Source organism: Marinobacter sp. F4206 (assembly GCF_019392195.1).
Lineage (GTDB): Bacteria > Pseudomonadota > Gammaproteobacteria > Pseudomonadales > Oleiphilaceae > Marinobacter.
Genome location: NZ_JAHXKI010000003.1, coordinates 178,338 through 198,293, shown reverse-complemented (window position 1 = coordinate 198,293; position 19,956 = coordinate 178,338). Strand labels below are relative to the sequence as shown.

Below are 19,956 nucleotides of genomic sequence, written 5' to 3'. Positions count from 1 at the left end.
TACTCTTGATGAAAGGGTCCGGTTCAGGCGCCGGGGAAGACGCCGGTGGACAGATAGCGGTCGCCGCGATCACAGATAATGGCAACGATGACAGCGTTTTCAACCTGCTCGGAAAGCTTCAGTGCAGCGGCAATGGAGCCTCCGGATGACACGCCGCAGAAAATCCCCTCCTCGGAGGCCAGGGCGCGCATGGTATTTTCCGCCTCTTCCTGGCCAATATCGAGAACCTGATCAACCCGCGTTGCGTCATAGATTTTCGGCAGGTACTCCTCGGGCCATCGACGGATGCCGGGGATGGCCGCACCTTCTTTGGGCTGTAGCCCGATTATCCGGATATCCGGGTTACGTTCTTTCAGGTAGCGGGAAACGCCCATGATCGTGCCCGTCGTTCCCATCGAGCTGACAAAGTGGGTCACCCGGCCTTCAGTCTGCCCCCAGATCTCCGGCCCCGTGGTGCGGTAATGCGCCAGGGGGTTGTCGGCATTGCTGAACTGGTCAAGAACCTTGCCCTTGCCTTCCGCTTCCATCTGCAGCGCCAGATCCCGCGCCGTCTCCATGCCTTCGTCCTTGGTCACGGTGACGATCTCCGCTCCATAGGCACGCATGGACGCCCGCCGCTCTTCGCTCATGTTGGCGGGCATGATCAGAACCATCCGGTAGCCCTTGATGGCGGCCGCCATCGCCAGCGCAATGCCGGTATTACCACTGGTCGCCTCGATCAGGGTGTCGCCCGGCCGGATCTCTCCGCGGCGCTCAGCCTCCTGAATCATGCTGATCGCGGGCCGGTCTTTCACCGAGCCGGCCGGATTGTTACCTTCAAGCTTGGCGAGAATCGTATTGGAGGTCTCACCCGGAAGACGCTGCAGGCGAACCAGAGGGGTATGCCCGACATAATCTTCAATCGTGGGGAAATTCATATCATTACCCTGTGGTACACTTTTGCGTTCGCATGATACGCGTTATGACCGCAGTCTCCCAATACAGCTTCTAGCTATATCCATGACCGGTGGCTATAACCAAATTAAAATATCGGGTGGCGCTGGGACTGATACCACAGTCATTGGCCTCCGGATCATCTATTCTGACAAGGACGTGACCCCGATTTTGCCTTCGGGGCCCAGGCATTAAATCAGGAACCGGGTATGCGACGCTGGGGCATTCGCAAAAAAGTACTGGTGGTGACTCTGATCCCCACCTTGCTCACCACGCTCATGCTGGGCATGTTTTTTACCTACAGCTGGGTAAACAACATTGAGAGCCTGCTCAAGGACCGTGGCGAATCGCTGTCACGGCAGCTGGCCGCCGGCTCCGAATACGGCCTGTTTACCGCCAACCGCAGTCTGCTGAGCAGCCTCTCCAATGCGCTTCTGGAAGAGCAGGACGTCCGTTCCATCACCTTTTTTGGCAGCGATGGCGCGAGACTTCTACATACCGGACCGGGCAGCTCCGACGCCATTTCGCCGGACGAACTGCCCGCCGAAGCGGCTACCAGGGTGCGTCGTGCAACCAGCACCCGATTTATTACACCGGTGACGCTGCAGGACCTGATGCTCGAAACCATGCTCGACCCCGATGCCCGGGATTCAATGGCGCAGCCCGACGCACCGTTGGGCTGGGTGGCGGTTGAGATGTCCCATGTCCGCACAGAAAAGGAAACCTACAAAGCCCTCCTGATTTCGCTCCTGCTGGTACTCGGGGGCGTTGTACTCAGCCTCGCCATCGCCCTGCGGCTGAGCCGAGCCTTTACCGACCCGGTGTTTGAACTGAACGAGGCCGTCGCCAAACTCAAGGAAGGCAAGCTCGAGACCCGGGTCTTTACCCGGGCGGGCCCCGAATTCGAGCAACTGGAATCCGGCCTGAACGCCATGGCAGAGGAGTTGAGCCAGGCCCAGGCGGAAATGCAGCAGAATATTGACCAGGCCACGGAGGATCTCCGAGAAACCCTCGAGACCATCGAGATCCAGAACATAGAGCTGGACTTTGCCCGCAAGGAAGCACTGGAAGCCAGTCGGATCAAGTCCGAGTTCCTGGCCAACATGTCCCATGAGATCCGAACGCCGTTGAATGGCATCATCGGTTTTACCGAGTTGCTGCTCAAGAGCCCCCTGCCCCGGCAGCAGAGGGACCACCTCAGTACCATCCGCAAGTCCTCCGAGATTCTGCTGACCATCATCAACGACATTCTCGACTTCTCCAAGATTGAGGCGGGGAAGCTGATCCTGGATCGCGTACCGTTCCAGCTTCGCGATATCGTCGAAGAGGTGATGGTAATGTTGGCGCCGGCAGCCCACTCCAAGAACCTGGATCTGGTGCCTCTGGTCTACAACGACGTGCCGGACAACATCATGGGTGATCCCTTGCGGGTGAAACAGGTGATTACCAACCTGGTCAACAACGCCATCAAGTTTACCCAGACCGGCGAGGTCGTGCTCAGGGCGAGCCTTGAAGAAGAGGAAAAGGACAGCAATCGGGTCACCCTGCGACTGAGCATTACCGATTCCGGCGTGGGCCTGTCTCGCGCCCAGCAACAGTCATTGTTCAACGCCTTCAGCCAGGCCGACGCATCCACGGCCCGCCAGTATGGCGGCACCGGGCTCGGTCTGGCGATTTCCAAGCGGCTGGTTGAGGAAATGGGCGGCAAAATCGGCCTGGAAAGCGAGCTCGGCAAGGGCTCTACATTCTGGTTTACACTGACATCCGAGCTTTCCACCACGGGCGAAGCCATTGCCCCGAGAGACGCACTTCGCGGCGAACGGGTCATCTATCTCGAGCAACAGAAAACCACCGGCCTGGCCGTGGAACACCTGCTCAGGGACTGGGGCATGACCGTAGACCGGGTAGCCTCGCCCGGCGCCATGCAGGAGCAAATCGAGGAAGCCCAGAAAAGTCAGACGGGGTACGCCCTGGCCATTATCGGGATTACCCGGCATCTGCTGAATTCCAGCCAGTATTGCGGACTGGTACGGACCCTTGAGATCGAGCGGGATTGCCGTACCCTGCTGCTGACACCTACGCTGGAAACCCACGACACGGCGCTGTCAGGCCTGGCCAGCGGCCATCTGACCAAACCGGTGTGCCGGGATGCCTTCTACGACGAACTGCTGCTGCTCGTGCACGGCATCAGCTCCGGCGGTCGAATGGCGCTGGACTACGACAGCCCGGTCGCCCGCCTTCCCGCAGGCAATGTACCCAGGGTATTGGCCGTGGACGACAACGAGGCCAACCTGAAACTGGTCATTACCCTGCTCAATGACTGCCAGATAGAGGCCCAGGGTGCATCCAGCGGATTCGAGGCGTTGAGCAAGGCCCGGCAGAAACCCTTTGACCTGGTATTCATGGACCTGCAAATGCCGGGAATGGACGGCGTGGAGACGACCTCCCGTCTCCGTGACATGGACCCCACCTCCCACCGGACCCCGATCATTGCCCTGACCGCCCACGCCCTGGCCGACGAGCAGGAGCGCCTTATCCAGCAGGGTTTCGACGGGTACATGCCGAAACCCATCAGTAGCGCCCAGCTGACGGACATCATCCGCGATTACACCGGCTACGTGTGCCGCAAGCCCGATCAAGATGAACAGATTCCGGTCCCCGAGGTGCGGGACACCCGTCGCGCCATGCGGCCGTCAACACGCAAGATGCAGCAGGACTGTGTCAGTATTCAGGAAAGCATTCAGCTTGCCGCCGGCAAGGCCGATCTTGCCGAGGAGCTGTTCAGCATGCTGCTTGAGCAGATGCGAAGCGATCAGTCGAGGGTGGACGGATTCTGGAATAACGGCGACCTGGACGGCCTGCTGGAGTGCGTGCACAAGTTGCATGGGGCAACCCGCTACTGTGGCGTTCCGGAGCTGCGGGCGGCCGCCAATCGCCTGGAGACGGCACTAAAATGTTCGGCGCCGGATATCAAGCACCAGAAGGACCAGCTGGTCTCGGCTATGGAGCGACTGCAGATCTGGAGCGATCAGACCGACTGGCAACAACTCTTCCGGGAGCAGCGCCAACAGGCGGAAACCACCTGACAGGCCCCCCTGCCTCGAACCGATCAGGTCCGACCGCGGGCCTGATCCAGAATCGCCTTCATATCGCGCACGGCCTCTTTCAGTCCGGTAAACACCGCCCGGGCGATGATGGCATGGCCAATGTTCAGCTCGTTGATTCCCGGGATGGCAGCCACCCGCTCGGTGTTGTGGTAGTGCAGCCCGTGACCGGCATTGACGATCAAACCCTTCTTGCGTGCGTAGCCCACGGCATCGGCAATAACCTTAAAAGCAGCCTCGGTTTCTTCCGCGGTCTTCGCTTCCGCGTATTCACCGGTATGCAGCTCGACAACGGGCGCGCCGCAACGCACCGCTGCGTCGATCTGGGTCGGGGCCGGGTCAATAAACAGCGACACTTCCGATCCGATCCGCGCCAGCCGCTCGCAGGCCTTTGCCACTCTGGCTTCCTGGCCGTCGACATCCAGACCACCTTCAGTCGTCAGCTCTTCGCGTTTCTCCGGGACCAGACACACGCACTCGGGGCGCACCTGCTCCGCAAACGCCAACATGGCGTCGGTCACTGCCATTTCGAGATTCATCTTGGTCTGCAGGGTTTCCCGGAGCAAAAGCACATCGCGATCCTGAATATGGCGTCGATCCTCCCGGGGATGGATGGTGATACCGTCGGCGCCGGCTTCCTCCGCCAACAATGCGGCCTGGACCGGATCTGGATACCGGGTCCCGCGGGCCTGGCGCAGGGTGGCCACGTGATCGATGTTAACGCCGAGCAAAACTCTAGGATTCATGCCGTTCTCCCCGAAGGTGACTGAATAAACTGCGACTGTGCAGGGGGCGGCCCTGCAAAAGAAAATCCGTAAGCACCCGCATCACCCGCTTGGCCATGCGCCGGGATAAATCCGATTCCAGGTCCCCTGCCGCCAGGGCCAGCAACACTTCACCGGAAAGATTCTGCAAGCGGACTCCGGGCCCCGGCGATGCCACGATCCCCTGCTCCGGATCGTAGCAGTACGACTGCGCCGGTTCGACAGTTTGCCCGGTGTCTGTTGCCAGGTCCCAGGCGAAGTCAAACCCGAGAGCGGCGGCAAAGGCACGCTCAAACCGACGCAACACGGGCTCAACATCATTCGCTTCGGCCAACTCCGCGAGGGCATCAATGTAGGCGGCAAACAGCGTCGGATGCGGATCCGCTGCTGGCAGAATCCGCTGAAGAAGCTCATTGAGATACAGACCGCTGTAGAGCGAGGCGGTGCGATGCAGCGAAGGCGCGCTGCGCACCTCAACATGGGTGAGTGTTTTGAGATCCCCTCGCCCGGTCCAATCCAGCATCAAGGGCTGAAACGGCTGCAACTGGGCTTTCAGGGGACTTTTCGCACTGTTGGCACCGCGGGCAATGACCGTCATGCGCCCGCGATTAAGAGCAAACACGTCCACCATGAGACTGGTTTCCCGCCAGGGACGGCGGTGGATCACGTAGGCGGGCTCCTGCTGCTCCGGCCCCCTCATAGACGCCTCAGAGGTCGTTCATTCCGAGGCTTTTCAGGGCCCGGTCGCTGTCAGCCCAGCCCCGTTTGACCTTGACCCACAGCCGCAGCATGATTTTGCTGTCAAACAGCCGCTCCATATCGGCCCGTGCTTCCTGGCCGATGCGGCGCATGCGCTCGCCCTTGTCACCGATCATGATTTTCTTCTGACCTTCCCGCTCGACCAGGATCAACGCTGAAACGTGCAGGGTCTTGCCCTCGCGTTTGAATTCCTCAATTTCCACGGCGACGGAATACGGCAGTTCGGCGCCCAATTGGCGGGTGATTTTCTCGCGGACGATTTCCGACGCCAGAAAACGCTCGCTGCGGTCGGTAATCTGATCGTCGGGATAAAAGTGGACGCTTTCCGGCAGGAATCGGCCAACGGCTTCTTCCAGCGGTTCCAGATTATTTTCCTTGAGAGCGGACAACGGGATGATTTCCGCAAAGTCGCGCTTCTTGGACAGCATGTCCAGATGGGGCAACAGGGTTTCCCGTTTTTCGATCTTGTCGACCTTGTTCACCGCCAGGATGACCGGGCACTTGAGCTTGCTGAGTTTCTCCAGAACCATTTCATCGGCGGTCGTCCAGGACAGCTGGTCGACCACAAACACCACCACATCGACATCAATCAGCGCAGACGTGGCGGCCTTGTTCATGTAGCGGTTCAGGGCCCGGGGCTCTTCCTCGTGCATGCCCGGCGTATCCACATAGATGGCCTGCACCGGCCCGAGGCTCTTGATTCCCAGTACCTGGTGGCGGGTCGTCTGGGGCTTGCGGGAGGTGATGCTCAGCTTCTGGCCAAGAATGTGATTGAGCAGTGTGGATTTGCCCACATTGGGCCGACCGACGATCGCCACGAATCCACAGCGGCTGTCCGGGTTTTCCGGACGGGTAATATCGTTCATTACTGATTCTCCACGCCCAGCTCTTGCAGGGCGTTACGGGCTGCCTGTTGCTCGGCGACCCGACGACTGTTGCCGGTTCCGGTCGTCTTACGGTCCAGTGAAGGCAACGCACAGGATACATGGAATGTCTGGTTATGGGCTTCGCCATCGACGGATATCACGTCGTACCGCGGCAACGGGAACTGGCGGGACTGGAGGTATTCCTGCAGCCGGGTCTTCGGATCTTTCTGGGTATCCTGAAGATCCAGTTTCTCGAGCCGCTGCTCAAACCACTGAAGAACCTTCTCCCGACAGGTATGAAAATCACTGTCGAGGTAGATGGCGCCGATGATCGACTCCACCCCATCCGCCAGAATGGACTCCCGACGGAAACCGCCGCTTTTGAGCTCACCCGAACCCAGACGCAGGTAATTACCCAGCTGGAACTCCCGCCCGATTTCGGCCAGGGTCACCCCCTTGACCATACGGGCGCGCAACCGGCTCAACTGGCCTTCCCGAGCTTTTTCAAAGTGCAGGAACAGGTATTCGGCGATCACCATGTTCACGATTGAGTCACCCAGAAACTCCAGGCGCTCGTTATTCTGATTGCCGTAGCTGCGGTGGGTAAGCGCCAGCAAAAGCCGCTCGGGCGATTTGAACTGATAGCCTATGCGGCGCTGTAACTGATCCAGATCCGGTTGCGAACTCACTTGCCCTTCATCTCGTATTCATGCTTGAAGTGGACGACGGTATCCACGTTACGGAAAAGATTGTTGCGGACTTCGTAATCCACAACGATGACAACAAACTGCCCGTTCTTTTCGACTGAGATGTTCTTGGCGTCGAAACCACGCACGTTGTTCACACTCAGGCGCTTGTTAATCAGGGTGCGTACCTGGGCCGGCCCCATGCTGGACAGACCGTCCGTTCCGTCCAGACTTTCCAGCGCTTCCTGGATCGTGATGTCATCCAGGTAGACGGGACCCAGCTTGATGAGCAGCGTAAGCAGGCCACCGAAGAACAGCACCATGACCATTACCGTCAATGCTGAGGCGCCGCCCTGTCGCCCCATGGCGGAGAGTTTGTTTTTCTTCATTGTTACTGCACTCCAGACTAGTTCGAATTACTCAATACCGCCTACTCGATCAAAGGATGGCAGGCTGGTAAGTGATTTCCAGTGCATCCAGATGCCGAAGGCCTTGCCCACCACCAGCTCATCGGGAACCATGCCCCAGTAGCGGCTATCGTTGCTGTTATCGCGGTTATCGCCCATGACAAAGTAATGGTCCTCGGGCACGGCCCATTCACCCTCGCCGGCCGCACCGGGGCGCCCCATGGTCAGGAAGATATCGTGCTCTACGTCGCCAAGGTCTTCACGGCGCAACTCCACCGGTGGCAGACGCGCCACAAACCGGGTTTCGACCTTTTCGCCATTGATGAACAGCTGCTTGTCCCGGTAGCGAATCCGATCGCCGGGCATACCGATCACCCGCTTGATGTAGTTGGTCTCCCCGTCCTTCGGGTACCGGAAGACCATGACGTCGCCGCGCTCCGGGTCTCCCACTTCCAGAACCTTGGTTCCGGCAACGGGCAGACGCAGGCCATAGGCGTACTTATTAACGAGGATGAAATCACCGACTTCGAGTGTCGGCAACATCGAACCGGACGGGATCTGGAACGGCTCTACCAGGAAAGACCGAAGCACCAGCACGATAGCCAGCACCGGAAAAAACGATCGGCTGAGATCGACCAGATACGGTTCTTTGGGCTCCTCGACCTCATCCGCAACGGCACCAGCATCCTCTGCCGGCGTACCGCTGGCGCGGGCCGCCGCCAGTCGGCGCTCGCGCAAGAACAATTTGTCCGCCAGCCAGATCAGACCTGTGGCAAAGGTCAGAACTACCAGAACCAGGGGAAAATCAATATCCATCCAGGTGCCTTTTATTTATCCACTTGCAACACGGCCAGAAACGCTTCCTGAGGCACCTCGACATTACCCAGCTGCTTCATGCGTTTCTTGCCCTCTTTCTGCTTCTGAAGCAGCTTTTTCTTCCGGCTCACATCACCACCGTAACATTTGGCCGTGACGTTCTTGCGCAGTGCCTTGACGGTCACCCGGGCGACCACCTGTGTGCCGATCGCAGCCTGGATGGCGATATCAAACATTTGCCTCGGGATCAGTTCCTTCATCTTGTCGATCAACTGACGCCCTTTGTAGTGAGCCTGTTCCTTGTGAACGATCAGCGCCAGGGCATCCACCCGCTCGGCATTGATCAGGACATCCAGACGGACCAGGTTGGCGGGCTGGAAGCGGACGAAATGATAGTCCAGCGAGGCAAAACCCCGGCTCGCCGATTTGATGCGGTCGAAGAAATCCATCACCACTTCCGCCATCGGCAACTCGTAGGTGAGCTGCACCTGAGTGGACATGAAGTGCATGTTCTTCTGAACGCCCCGCTTTTCCTCGCACAATGCGATGACGTTGCCCAGGTGTTCCTGGGGTACCAGGATGCTGGCCTCGACAATCGGCTCGCGCATTTCCTCAATGGAACCAATATCCGGAAGCCGGGACGGATTGTCTACCGAGAGCGTCTCACCCTGCTTGGTAACCACCTCATAGATTACCGTCGGTGCCGTGGTAATGAGGTCGATGTCGTACTCACGCTCCAGTCGCTCCTGGATGATTTCCATGTGCAGCATGCCGAGGAAACCGCAACGGAAACCGAAACCCAGGGCGTCCGAGTTTTCGGGCTCGAAAAACAGAGAGGCATCGTTCAGGGTCAGTTTTTCGAGGGCATCCCGAAAATCGTCGTAATCATCGGCACTGACCGGAAACAGGCCGGCGTAGACCTGGGGCTTAACTTTCTTGAACCCCGGCAACATTGGGGTCTCTTCGGAAAACTTCTGGTGCACGATGGTGTCACCCACCGGAGCGCCGTGGATATCCTTGATCCCGGCTACCACGAAGCCAACGTCCCCGGCTTCGAGAATATCGGTGTCTTTAGGCTTCGGATTGAAAATCCCGACCTTGTCCGCGTTCCAGCTTTTGCCGGTGGACTTGATGACGATTTTGTCGCCCTTTTTCATCGTGCCTTCGGTCACCCGGACCAAGGACACCACGCCCAGGTAGTTGTCGAACCACGAATCAATAATCAGCGCCTGCAAGGGAGCCGCCCGGTCACCCTTGGGCGGCGGAATCCGCTTGATCAGATCCTCCAGCACATCCTCAACGCCGAGACCACTCTTGGCGCTGCAGCGCACGGCTTCGGAGGCCTCAATGCCGATGATATCCTCAATCTCGGCCGCCACCCGCTCAGGCTCGGCCTGGGGCAAGTCCATCTTGTTCAGGACCGGAACCACCTCCAGCCCCTGTTCGATCGCGGTATAGCAGTTGGCCACAGACTGGGCTTCCACCCCTTGCCCTGCGTCCACTACCAGCAGGGCACCCTCGCAGGCATAAAGGGAGCGGGAAACCTCGTAGGAGAAATCCACGTGTCCGGGAGTGTCGATAAAGTTCAGTTTGTATTCGTGACCGTCCTTCGCGGTGTAATTGAGCGTCACGCTCTGGGCCTTGATGGTAATCCCACGCTCCCGCTCCAGATCCATGGAATCAAGGACCTGCTCGGCCATTTCCCGGTCCGTCAGGCCACCACAGATCTGGATAAAGCGATCTGCAAGGGTAGATTTACCATGGTCAATGTGGGCGATGATGGAGAAGTTACGGATTCGGCTCAGTTCAGTCACAGACAATGAATACTCGTGTAAGACGTAGGGTTGAGCCCGGAAGGGCCGCTACCGGGATCCGGGAACGGCGTGATTTTACCGGTTACCGGCTGTCATTGCCATGATCAGGAAATCAGCGGTTTCTCATACTGACGAATCAGGAAGCCGATCAGTGCGTCCTCATCCAGTGGATAGCTGAACAAATTGCCCTGACACTGGGCGCACCCGGCGGACTTGAGGAAGCTGAGCTGCTGCGGAGTCTCGACACCTTCCGCCACAACTGTCAGGTGCAGCTTGCGCGCCAGCGCGATCACCGCAGACGCCACATCGGTGGCACTGACGTTATAGGGGATATCGCGGATAAAACGGTGGTCAATCTTGATCACGTCCAGGGGCAGCTGCTGCAGCGACACCAGTGAACAGGATCCGGTCCCGAAATCGTCCAGGATCAGGCAGACACCGAGATCATGCAGGGCAACCAGCAGCTCCCGAAGCGTCCGGGGATCCTCATTTAGCAATTCCGCCGGCATTTCCAGTTCGAGCCGCTCCGGCGACACCCCGGTCTCGGTGATAACCTGCCGGATCATATCCAGAAAGCCGGAATCGGTGAGCTGCCTGACCGACAGGTTAACGGCCATCTTGAGGGACTCGAAGCCGGCACGCTCAAGGGCCTGAACCTGGATACACGCCTGGCGCAACGCCATCTCGCCCAGCCGAACAATCAGACCGGTTTCTTCGGCCAGGCCGATGAACTGCTGGGCGGATACCAGCCCCTTTTCAGGGTGATGCCAGCGCAGGAACGCCTCGACACCGATCACCCGTTCGGTGGCCAGGTCTACTTTGGGCTGGTAATGCAGCACAAAGCGATCACCTTCGAGCGCTGTCGCCAGCTCTTCCTGCTGAAGCAACCGGCGCGCGGCCTTGATGTTCATCGCGGGGGTGAAGAACTGGTAGGTATTACGACCCAACTCCTTGGCCCGGTACATCGCGAGGTCGGCATACTTCATCAGGGTTCCGGAATCCTCGCTGTCGTGAGGAATCATGGTGATACCGATGCTGACGGTGATTCCCACTTCGTGGTCATTGAGTCGAATGCGCTGGCACAAACGACGCAGAATGGTTTCCGCCACCTTGCCTGCGGCATCGGGTCCACTTATCCGGGACAGCAGAACCACGAATTCATCCCCTCCCAGACGGGCCACGGAGTCTTCCTCACGAACACAGCCCTCCAGCCACTCGGCCACCTGACACAGGAGCTCATCGCCGGAGTCGTGCCCAAGGGTATCGTTGATTCGCTTAAAGCCATCGAGATCAAGAAACATGAGGGCTGCCGGCTCGCCACTGCGACGGCTGCGACGCACCACATGATTGAGCCGGTCCCGAAACAGCTGGCGATTTGCCAGACCGGTCAGGGGGTCGTAAAACGCCAGCCGATGCAGCTCAGACTGGGCGGCCTTCAGCTGGGTCAGATCCCGCAGGCTGAGTACAACCCCATTAACCCCCGGCACGGTCAACATGGCGGTAAAGGTACCCTCCATGTCGCGCCACTGACCGCCGGCATCTCGGATGCGGGCGCGAATTACCGGCATCTGTTTGCCCGGAGCCGCGACTGACTCATCAAAGCCCTGCTGCAATTGAGGCCAGTCGTCCGAGTGTGCAAGGGTTTCAAGCGACAATGACTGCAATTTGCCCGGGTCAAACCCAAGGATGTCGAAACTCGACGGGCTGGCGTAGATCGCCTCTCCGTTCCGATCCATAACCAGGGTTACGTTGGCAGCGCCCTCGGTGATCGCGCGATAGCGGCCGGCACTGATTTGCGCCATCAGGCGCGAACGAATCAGCGCCAGCACAAACAGGAACAGCAATACGCTGATCACTATCCCGCTGCCCAGCACGATGGGTGGACGCGGGTCCGAAGCCAGATAATCGAAAGCCGGTGTGGAGCGCGTCTGCAGCAGCCAGTTTCGACCACCGGCGGTGAGCGTCTGGCTCATCTCGAAACTGAACTCGTTGTCCAGTGAGCCAAGGTTGGAGCCGTACATCAGCGTGTCGCGGTCAACCATTCCATTGTCATAGATGCGTACGTCGAGGAAAGGCGAGATCAAGCCGACAATGCCATCAATCAGGTTGTTCATCCGGAAGGCACTGAAGACATACCCTGCCAGCATCATCCGCCGTTCGGCGCGGATTTCCGGAACCTCTCCGCCCTGGTAGACCGGGTAGTACATCAGAAAACTGGCCTGATCTTCGGCAAGCTCTTCCTGGACCAGCACCACCTTGCCAGTCACCGTTGGCAACGCTTCATCCCGGGCCCGCTCCATGGCACGACGGTGGACCGGATCACTGAACGCGTCGTAACCCAGCGCCCGACGGTTACGGTCGGTGCCTGGCTCAAGGTAAACCATCGGGTAGTAATAGGGGCCGGTTCCCAGGGGGCTGACCAGGTAATTGTGGACGCCATCGGCTCGGACCGACGCAATGTGGTCCGCCATCTGTCTCACACCAATGCGCCGGACATAGCCAATACCCTGGATACCCGGGTAATAGCGGTTGATGTCGACTTTGTCGACGTATTCACGCCATTGTTCACGGGACACATCCCCGGCCACGGCAAACAGGCCGGCACTGCCCGCGAGCACCTGCTCATAGTTCAGCAGGCGTTCTTCAATAGCGGTTCTGAGCTGCAGGGACTGGGTCCGGAAACGGGCCTGGGTACGGTCTTCGACCAGGCGAATTGACACCTGCCAGAGTAACGTCGTTACCGCGATCACGACGGCAAAAACCAGCCACGCGACCCACGCGTTACGAAACTCCAACAGCTGTCGGAGGGGAAGATCCTTTTTGTTCATCATCTGATCCGGTCCGTTCCATGGCCATGCTAAATTTTCGAATCGGGCAAGTATAACAAAAGCCTCCGGACGTGTCGTTTTCGACAAGCACCGGAGGCTTTTCAGGCCCGATTGGTCCGATCAGGAATTCTGGTCAGGGTTTCATGACGAGATAAACGGCACGGCCCTGACGAACCACCCGGACAGACACAGCCCGGTCTTTCGGAAGCGATTCCACAACGTCCATGAATTCATCCACTGACGTCACCTCTTTCCGGTTGATCTCGGTAATGACGTCACGAGGGCGGATCCCGGCCTCGAACGCGGGGCCACGGGTTACGTTGGTAACGACCACACCGCCATCGACACTCAGGGAGTCGGCCAACTCGTCCGGAATGGGCTCAACGGTCATTCCCAGCGGGGCCGAGGAAGAGCTGTCACTCTCAGCGGGTTTGGCCTGCTGCTCGCCACCCTGCTGCGGGAGTTTGCCAATTTCAACGTCCAGCGTCATTTCCTCACCACCCCGAAGAACGGTCAGAGTGGCGGTTTCACCGATGGGAGTTCTGCCCACCATGGGCGGCAAGTCCGACGACAGCTGTATTTCCTCACCGTCGTACTCAAGCACAATGTCTCCGGACTGAAGTCCGGCTTCCTGCGCCGGCGATCCATCCATCACTTCTGCCACGAGCGCACCCCGGGGCCGCCGCAGCCCGAAAGACTCGGCCAGATCGCGATTGACTTCCTGAATCAGAACACCCAGCCAGCCGCGGGCCACCATGCCCGTATCCCGGATTTGACGAAACACGTTCATGGCATCGTCAATCGGAATGGCAAAGGAGACCCCCATGAAGCCACCGGAACGGGTATAAATCTGGGAATTGATCCCCACCACGTCGCCATCCAGATTGAACAGCGGACCACCGGAATTGCCCGGGTTAATAGCGACATCGGTCTGAATGAAGGGCACGTAGTTCTCGGTCGGCAGGGAACGGCCAAGGGCACTGACAATACCCGCGGTGACGGTGTAGTCGAACCCGAACGGTGAGCCGATGGCGAATACCCATTCCCCAACCTTCAGATCCCGGGAACGCCCGATTTCCACCACGGGCAGATCATCCCCGTCTTCAATCTTCAGCACCGCCATGTCCGAGCGGGGGTCGGTACCGACCAGCTTGGCCGGCAATTCCCGCCGATCGTTCAGCCGAACAATGATTTCATCGGCGCCTTCGACCACATGATTATTGGTCAGCACATAGCCATCACGGGAGACGATAAAGCCCGAGCCCATCGAGCGCCGGGGCTCGGCATTGCCCGGAGCACCGCCGAAGGGAGATTGGGGGCCGCGGAAAAAATCCTGGAAGAATTCGGGCAATTGTTCGAGTTGACGCTCGCTGAACGGCGAGCCATTCATGGCGCCACTACCGGCCTTTGGCGTGGTGGTGGTACTGATGTTCACCACTGCGCCCGCATTATCCTCCACCAGTTCGGTAAAATCCGGAAGACTTCTGGCGGAAACACCCTGACTCCAGAAAACCGACACCATGACGGACAGCATCAGCAGAGCACCCAGAACTTTCCATGCCCGCACGGCAGGTTCTGGCTGGGCAACCTCTGTCAGTATTCTCGGCATGTTATTCCCCTTTGCGTTCATGTCATTAACCACATTTAGAGATGATCAGGGCAATTTTCAACTTACAAAACAGTAGGATTTAAGTAGCGCTCAGATACAGGTTTCGGACGCAATACGATTCACCCGAAGCAGTCGCGGTTCATAACGGCCGTCCTGGCGGGACTGCAATCTTCGGCCCGCAAAAAAACCCGCACACAACCCCATCAGGGCACCGATGATTGCCCAGAGGTCGGCACCACCGGACCACCGGTGACCGGCAATACTGGCCAGCACCATCAGGAACAGAGGCAGGGCGTATACGATCAGCGACGCACCCAGCAGGGCCTGCTCATCAATGCCGATGGTGACCTCGTCACCGACCCGGGCCCTGACGGTGTTTGCAACCAGAACCTGGTTGGCACGACCGCTGGTGGCCGAGGCAAGCACCCGCTGCCCACAGCCACTGCGGGCCGAACAGCTTTCGCAGGCACTCTGGCGAATGGTCTGAACCCACGCCCGATCATCCTTCAGGGCAATGACGGTTCCGTTTTCCGTGATCATGAACCACCTGAATGATGCGCGAGGGCATCACCTACCTGGACGGATTCGGCAACCTGCCGGGCAGTCTTGGGCGGTATCTCCCCGACCACCGTGACCAGGAAACTGCCGGCACCGGCTTCCAGCTCCCGCATGTATATGGTGGTCGCACCAATTCTGGATGCGCCAACCGGCATCCGGACCTGCCCTTGCGGCTCGACGAAAATCGAAAAGGCGGCAACACCGTCGGAAAACGCCACCGCCTGGCCCTGACCAGAGCGCGGCGCTGCGGCCGGAACAAAACCCTCTGGTTGCCAGCCCAGATCCCAACCGTCCATGGACGTCTGGCTCGCAGGCTCGCCCGACGCGACGCCTTCCAGGCTGCGGGTGATTTCGCGTCCCTCTGTCTGGATTTCAAACTCGCTGTCAGGAATGTTGTCGGTTATCTCAAGACTGGTGAACTGGAAATGCTCAAGAACCCTACCGCCAGGTTCACCAACGTGCGATTTGACCAATAGCCCGGAACTTTTCTCCAGCCAGAGCCGGTGACTGTATCGGTGAGAGTCTTTGGCCGTAAGGGCAATAATAACCACGTCATAGCCGGCAATCCGGTCCTCACCAACCAGCTCTGCCCGATACCAGCGACTGATGGGCACAAGCTCATTGGCAAATGCCTCGGCAAAGGGGCCCGAGGGAATGACCTGATCCAGACTTACCCGACCCTGCTTGGGCAACACGCAAACCACGTCCATACCCTTTCGAACGATTTCGCCGTTGCCGCCATCCTGGAGTACGAGTCGCTCTTCAACCATGCCGTCGCGAAAACGGTGGGCAATGCGCATGGAATGCACCCGATCGCCACGGGCATAAACGAACACGCCCCGGTAGGTGGTCATATTGAGCGCCGGGCCCATTCGTTCGAGCCACCGGGTTGCCTCGGTATCGTCCGCCACCACCGGCCTGACTACCAGCAGCAGGCAAACGACCAGCAAAAGCGCCGCCGGCAAGCCGGATGTCAGAATGCCGGAATCTGCTCCGTGCCTGGAAATGCTACCGCACATAATCAGTAACCGTTACCCGAGGCACTCACCAGTCGTGCATAGCCGACGGAGCCGCGGCCCGCACCGACACTGTTATGCTGGGCATGTTCAAGGAGATATCGGCTCATGTGTTCCCATTGCTCCTGATCCAGACCCTGGAGTGCGATTTCATTGACCGGCTGTGACGTGGATTGATCAACCGGCTCCGACGCGGCAACCGAGGTCGCGGCAGTAACGTCAACCGACTCCCAGCCGGCTCCGGCGCCGAAGCCAATCAGCAGAGCCATGGTCACCATGGCGACCGCCGGCCATTGCCATCGGCCCGTCGGCTCAAGATCGGTCACGCCGTGGTCCCTGGCCTGCCTGGGCCGGCCATCCAACACCTCCCGAACCGCCACACTGACGTCGACACCGTCCGCCGGCGAATGGCTACTGTGCATCAGACCACGTACCTGCTGCCACCGCTGCCACTGTTCGCGCACTTCGTCCTGCTGGCCATGGGAAAGCAGGCGCCGAACCGCCAGTTCATCGGCCTCGTCGTCCATCATGGCTGAAAGTGTTTCTCTGAGACGGTCGTCCATAGGATGAACCCTCAACTACGTCACTGAATGATTGAGCAAAGGCCCGAGATGTCGGTCAACCGCATCCCGAGCCCTGAAAATCCGGGAACGCACGGTCCCGATCGGGCAATCAAGTATCCGGGCGATGTCCTCATAACTGAGGCCGTCATACTCCCGCAGCAGAAACGCCGAACGTAACTCTTCCGGCAACTGGGCAATCGCCTCCGACAGCGCTTTTTGAAGCTCTTCGCGCTGCAACAGCCGCTCAGGAGAAGCAACATCCCTGAGCCGCCCGCCATCGTCAAAGTTTTCGGCCTCGGCCACATCCGCACTACCCTGAGGCCGCCGCCCCCGGGATTCCAGGAAGTTCTTGGCGGTATTCACCGCGATCCGGTAGAGCCAGGTGTAAAAGGCACTGTCGCCACGGAACCGGTCCAGGGCCCGGAAGGCTTTAACAAAGGCTTCCTGGGTCAGATCCATGACTTCCTGACTGTCGTAGACGTACCGGCTGATGATCGAGGCGACCCTCGACTGATACTTGACGACCAGCAGATCAAAAGCCGAACGGTCACCATTCCGCACCTTGCGAACAAGCTGCAGATCGGTCTGACTGTCAGAGATTTCACCCTGTCTCTGGTCTTGATCAGGAGTCATGGACGGTGTGCCGGGCTTCCCTGTTTTCTCGGCCAGTGGAGCGGCCTTCGCTAGGTTTCGTTGGGTCATTATGCTGTCCGGCGTCCATTCATTAAACGGGTCAAGTCACCCTTATGGGCGGCTCACCCTGTCAGGCCAAATAGACAGCACGAGCAAAGTTTAGTTCAATAGACCTCCACATTATGGCCCGCGATCACGACCCAATGCCACAGTCCTACGAATTCGATGTTCTCATTATCGGCAGTGGTGCTGCCGGCCTGACCGTTGCACTCAACCTGCCAGAACACTTGCGCATCTGCGTGTTGAGCAAGGCCGACATTTCCAGCGGCGCCACGCTCTGGGCCCAGGGCGGCATCGCCGCGGTTCTGGACGACGACGACTCCATTGAAGACCATATTGAGGATACGCTTGCGGCGGGAGCTGGCCTTTGCCACGAGGAGGCCGTCCGCTTCACCGTCGAGCATGGTCGTGAAAGCATCGACTGGCTGATCAATTCCGGCGTCGATTTCACCAAGGACGAGAACGCCCACTACCACCTGACCCGGGAGGGCGGGCACAGCCACCGCCGCATCATTCATGCCGCCGATGCTACGGGCCACGCAGTTTCGACCACGCTCACCGAGCAGGCCCAGGCACGCCCGAACATCGAACTCATGTCCAGTCGGGTCGCCATTGACCTGATCACCAACCGCAAACTGTCTTTACCGGGCAATCGCTGTGTCGGTGCCTACATCCTCAATCTTGAGGACAACCACGTTGAGCTGTTCCGCGCCCGGTTTACCGTCATCGCCACCGGGGGCGCGTCCAAAGCTTATCGGTACACCACCAATCCGGACGGTGCCTCCGGCGACGGCATTGCCATGGCCTGGCGGGCGGGTTGCCGGGTCGCCAATATGGAATTCAACCAGTTCCACCCAACCTGCCTGTATCATCCGCACGCCAAATCGTTCCTGATTACCGAAGCGGTGCGCGGAGAAGGCGGCCTGCTGAAGCTGCCAGACGGCAGCCGATTTATGGACCGGTTCGACGAACGCGCCGAACTGGCGCCCCGGGACATCGTTGCTCGCGCCATTGACCATGAAATGAAACGCCTGGGTGCTGACCATCTGTATCTGGACATCAGCCACAAGCCCGCAGATTTCATCCGGCACCACTTCCCGACCATCTATGAGAAGTGCCTCGGTTTCGGTATCGATATCACCCGGGAGCCGCTCCCGGTGGTGCCCGCCGCTCACTATACCTGCGGCGGCATCATTACCGACGAGCGCGCCCGCTCGGACATTAACGGGCTCTACGTGGTGGGCGAAGCCGGTTTCACGGGCTTGCACGGTGCCAACCGCATGGCCAGCAACTCCCTGCTGGAGTGTCTGGTGTACGGCCGTTCGGCGGCGCAGGATATCGCCCGCCGGGAGGCGGACATACCGCCACCACCGGAAGCACCGGACTGGGACGAGAGCCAGGTCCGGGACTCCGACGAGGACGTGGTTATTTCCCACAACTGGGATGAGTTGCGGCACTTTATGTGGGACTATGTCGGTATTGTCCGGACCACCAAACGGCTCCAGCGGGCCAAGCATCGTGTTGACCTGCTGTCCCGGGAAATCGGTGAGTTCTACAGCAACTACCGGGTCTCCAATGACCTTCTGGAGTTGCGGAACCTGGTAACCGTGTCCGACCTGATCATCTGTTCCGCCCTCCAGCGGAAGGAAAGCCGGGGACTCCACTACACCCTGGACTACCCTGGTTTGACTGGTGAAGCGAAAGATACGGTGCTGGTTCCCACCACCTACCGTACCCTGTCACCCTGAATCGGGGCCGGTTTTCTCCATTGACCCACACTCAACCAACGGAATCTGCTATGTCCGAACATGCTGCCCCCTCCGACAATTCCGAGTTCAACCGTCTGTGGTGGCACAGCCGCCGCGGAATGCTTGAGCTGGACGTGCTGCTTATCCCCTTTGTCGAACAGGTCTACCGGGACCTGCCAGCCGAAGACAAGGCCCGTTATCAGAAGCTGTTGACCTGCGAGGACACCGATATGTTCGAGTGGTTCATGCAACGCAGCCGTCCCGAAGACCCGGATCTCCAGCGCATGGTTGATATGATTCTGAACCGTGTCCAACCGGATTGAACTGACACTCCATCCATCTGTCGCCACCGGTCTGCTGGCCACCGTTCCATGGCTGGCATTGCTGGGCTTCCTGGTGGCCGCAGCACACGGAGGCAAACCCTGGCTTCTGGCCGGCATCCCGGTCGCACTCGCGGGCGCCGGGCTGCAATACCGGCGCTCCGGCCTGCTCAGGGGCAACTCCGCCATCAACAGGCTGACAGTCGAGCGTGGCCAACTGAGCGCCCGCCTTGGCGACGGCCGGCAAATTGCCGTAAAGGCTGCCGGCACCAGCAGGCTTGGCTCTCGCCTCGCCCTCTTGAAACTTCGCCCCATCGGCACCACAGTCAAGGCGTATTCCGCGATTCTTCTGGCCAATACTGCCCACCTCCGTGGCAACGTGCCGGAAGATGAATTTCGTCGCCTGAGGGTATGGCTCAGACTGGGCAAGCCTCAGTCACCGCCCAAGCGACGCCCCGACCAGGAGTAATGC

General features: G+C 59.3%; 18 protein-coding genes. 4 read left to right on the top strand and 14 right to left on the bottom strand.

Annotation, left to right across the window (positions count from 1 at the left end):
* Positions 1-23: 23 nt before the first annotated feature.
* Complete coding sequence (cysM, locus tag KZO34_RS14090; protein ID WP_219477484.1) at positions 24-917, bottom strand: cysteine synthase CysM; 894 nt, start codon at positions 915-917, stop codon at positions 24-26.
* 225 nt (positions 918-1,142) lie between these two features.
* Here cysM and KZO34_RS14085 point away from each other — a divergent pair, with 225 nt between their 5' ends.
* Complete coding sequence (locus tag KZO34_RS14085; RefSeq protein ID WP_219477483.1) at positions 1,143-4,019, top strand: ATP-binding protein; 2,877 nt, start codon at positions 1,143-1,145, stop codon at positions 4,017-4,019.
* Between the two features lie 23 nt (positions 4,020-4,042).
* Here the strand turns inward: KZO34_RS14085 and pdxJ are convergent, their stop codons facing one another.
* The 13 genes from pdxJ to rpoE form a co-directional block, all read right to left on the bottom strand.
* On the bottom strand, positions 4,043-4,783 hold the full coding sequence (pdxJ, locus tag KZO34_RS14080) for a pyridoxine 5'-phosphate synthase (RefSeq protein WP_219477482.1): 741 nt from the start codon (positions 4,781-4,783) through the stop codon (positions 4,043-4,045).
* Complete coding sequence (recO, locus tag KZO34_RS14075; RefSeq protein WP_219477481.1) at positions 4,773-5,501, bottom strand: DNA repair protein RecO; 729 nt, start codon at positions 5,499-5,501, stop codon at positions 4,773-4,775. Before recO ends, pdxJ begins: the two co-directional genes overlap by 11 nt.
* Before the next feature lie 7 nt (positions 5,502-5,508).
* Positions 5,509-6,426 carry a GTPase Era gene (gene era / locus KZO34_RS14070; RefSeq protein WP_219477480.1) on the bottom strand — a complete coding sequence of 306 codons (918 nt, stop codon included), beginning with the start codon at positions 6,424-6,426 and terminating at the stop codon, positions 5,509-5,511.
* On the bottom strand, positions 6,426-7,115 hold the full coding sequence (gene rnc / locus KZO34_RS14065) for a ribonuclease III (protein ID WP_219477479.1): 690 nt from the start codon (positions 7,113-7,115) through the stop codon (positions 6,426-6,428). Before rnc ends, era begins: the two co-directional genes overlap by 1 nt.
* Positions 7,112-7,501, bottom strand: a complete 390-nt coding sequence (locus KZO34_RS14060) for a DUF4845 domain-containing protein (RefSeq protein ID WP_219477478.1) — start codon at positions 7,499-7,501, stop codon at positions 7,112-7,114. Before KZO34_RS14060 ends, rnc begins: the two co-directional genes overlap by 4 nt.
* A gap of 27 nt (positions 7,502-7,528) precedes the next feature.
* Positions 7,529-8,335: a signal peptidase I gene (lepB, locus tag KZO34_RS14055; protein ID WP_219477477.1), complete on the bottom strand. Its 807-nt coding sequence runs from the start codon at positions 8,333-8,335 to the stop codon at positions 7,529-7,531.
* Between the two features lie 11 nt (positions 8,336-8,346).
* Positions 8,347-10,149 carry a translation elongation factor 4 gene (gene lepA / locus KZO34_RS14050; protein ID WP_219477476.1) on the bottom strand — a complete coding sequence of 601 codons (1,803 nt, stop codon included), beginning with the start codon at positions 10,147-10,149 and terminating at the stop codon, positions 8,347-8,349.
* A 104-nt stretch (positions 10,150-10,253) separates the two neighbouring features.
* Complete coding sequence (locus KZO34_RS14045) at positions 10,254-12,980, bottom strand: bifunctional diguanylate cyclase/phosphodiesterase (protein WP_219477475.1); 2,727 nt, start codon at positions 12,978-12,980, stop codon at positions 10,254-10,256.
* Between the two features lie 130 nt (positions 12,981-13,110).
* A complete protein-coding gene (locus tag KZO34_RS14040) occupies positions 13,111-14,586 on the bottom strand; it encodes a DegQ family serine endoprotease (RefSeq protein ID WP_219477474.1) in 1,476 nt (491 codons plus the stop codon).
* 90 nt (positions 14,587-14,676) lie between these two features.
* Positions 14,677-15,126 (bottom strand): SoxR reducing system RseC family protein, encoded by a 450-nt coding sequence (locus tag KZO34_RS14035; protein ID WP_219477473.1) that lies wholly within the window; start codon positions 15,124-15,126, stop codon positions 14,677-14,679.
* Positions 15,123-16,163, bottom strand: coding sequence for a MucB/RseB C-terminal domain-containing protein (locus tag KZO34_RS14030; RefSeq protein ID WP_219477472.1), 1,041 nt, complete (start codon positions 16,161-16,163; stop codon positions 15,123-15,125). Before KZO34_RS14030 ends, KZO34_RS14035 begins: the two co-directional genes overlap by 4 nt.
* A gap of 2 nt (positions 16,164-16,165) precedes the next feature.
* Positions 16,166-16,723, bottom strand: a complete 558-nt coding sequence (locus KZO34_RS14025) for a sigma-E factor negative regulatory protein (protein WP_219477471.1) — start codon at positions 16,721-16,723, stop codon at positions 16,166-16,168.
* A 15-nt stretch (positions 16,724-16,738) separates the two neighbouring features.
* A complete protein-coding gene (gene rpoE, locus KZO34_RS14020; protein ID WP_308318824.1) occupies positions 16,739-17,425 on the bottom strand; it encodes an RNA polymerase sigma factor RpoE in 687 nt (228 codons plus the stop codon).
* A 134-nt stretch (positions 17,426-17,559) separates the two neighbouring features.
* On the opposite strand from rpoE, the gene nadB reads away from it, so the two are divergent.
* Genes nadB through KZO34_RS14005 form a run of 3 tightly spaced genes read left to right on the top strand, consistent with a single transcriptional unit; the run spans position 17,560 to position 19,953 of the window.
* On the top strand, positions 17,560-19,164 hold the full coding sequence (gene nadB / locus KZO34_RS14015) for an L-aspartate oxidase (protein ID WP_219477470.1): 1,605 nt from the start codon (positions 17,560-17,562) through the stop codon (positions 19,162-19,164).
* A 50-nt stretch (positions 19,165-19,214) separates the two neighbouring features.
* Positions 19,215-19,487, top strand: a complete 273-nt coding sequence (locus tag KZO34_RS14010) for an FAD assembly factor SdhE (protein WP_219477469.1) — start codon at positions 19,215-19,217, stop codon at positions 19,485-19,487.
* Positions 19,471-19,953, top strand: a complete 483-nt coding sequence (locus KZO34_RS14005) for a hypothetical protein (protein ID WP_219477468.1) — start codon at positions 19,471-19,473, stop codon at positions 19,951-19,953. Before KZO34_RS14010 ends, KZO34_RS14005 begins: the two co-directional genes overlap by 17 nt.
* The last annotated feature ends 3 nt before the right edge of the window (positions 19,954-19,956 follow it).

What these genes read in the sequence shown, in the direction of transcription:
- KZO34_RS14060 (WP_219477478.1), bottom strand. Translation starts at nt 7,501, where the DNA reads ATGAAGAAAAACAAACTCTCCGCCATGGGGCGACAGGGCGGCGCCTCA.
- KZO34_RS14025 (WP_219477471.1), bottom strand. Translation starts at nt 16,723, where the DNA reads ATGGACGACCGTCTCAGAGAAACACTTTCAGCCATGATGGACGACGAG.
- era (WP_219477480.1), bottom strand. Translation starts at nt 6,426, where the DNA reads ATGAACGATATTACCCGTCCGGAAAACCCGGACAGCCGCTGTGGATTC.
- lepB (WP_219477477.1), bottom strand. Translation starts at nt 8,335, where the DNA reads ATGGATATTGATTTTCCCCTGGTTCTGGTAGTTCTGACCTTTGCCACA.
- KZO34_RS14040 (WP_219477474.1), bottom strand. Translation starts at nt 14,586, where the DNA reads ATGCCGAGAATACTGACAGAGGTTGCCCAGCCAGAACCTGCCGTGCGG.
- nadB (WP_219477470.1), top strand. Translation starts at nt 17,560, where the DNA reads ATGCCACAGTCCTACGAATTCGATGTTCTCATTATCGGCAGTGGTGCT.
- rpoE (WP_308318824.1), bottom strand. Translation starts at nt 17,425, where the DNA reads ATGACCCAACGAAACCTAGCGAAGGCCGCTCCACTGGCCGAGAAAACA.
- KZO34_RS14045 (WP_219477475.1), bottom strand. Translation starts at nt 12,980, where the DNA reads ATGATGAACAAAAAGGATCTTCCCCTCCGACAGCTGTTGGAGTTTCGT.
- KZO34_RS14010 (WP_219477469.1), top strand. Translation starts at nt 19,215, where the DNA reads ATGTCCGAACATGCTGCCCCCTCCGACAATTCCGAGTTCAACCGTCTG.
- cysM (WP_219477484.1), bottom strand. Translation starts at nt 917, where the DNA reads ATGAATTTCCCCACGATTGAAGATTATGTCGGGCATACCCCTCTGGTT.
- pdxJ (WP_219477482.1), bottom strand. Translation starts at nt 4,783, where the DNA reads ATGAATCCTAGAGTTTTGCTCGGCGTTAACATCGATCACGTGGCCACC.
- KZO34_RS14030 (WP_219477472.1), bottom strand. Translation starts at nt 16,163, where the DNA reads ATGTGCGGTAGCATTTCCAGGCACGGAGCAGATTCCGGCATTCTGACA.
- KZO34_RS14085 (WP_219477483.1), top strand. Translation starts at nt 1,143, where the DNA reads ATGCGACGCTGGGGCATTCGCAAAAAAGTACTGGTGGTGACTCTGATC.
- KZO34_RS14035 (WP_219477473.1), bottom strand. Translation starts at nt 15,126, where the DNA reads ATGATCACGGAAAACGGAACCGTCATTGCCCTGAAGGATGATCGGGCG.
- recO (WP_219477481.1), bottom strand. Translation starts at nt 5,501, where the DNA reads ATGAGGGGGCCGGAGCAGCAGGAGCCCGCCTACGTGATCCACCGCCGT.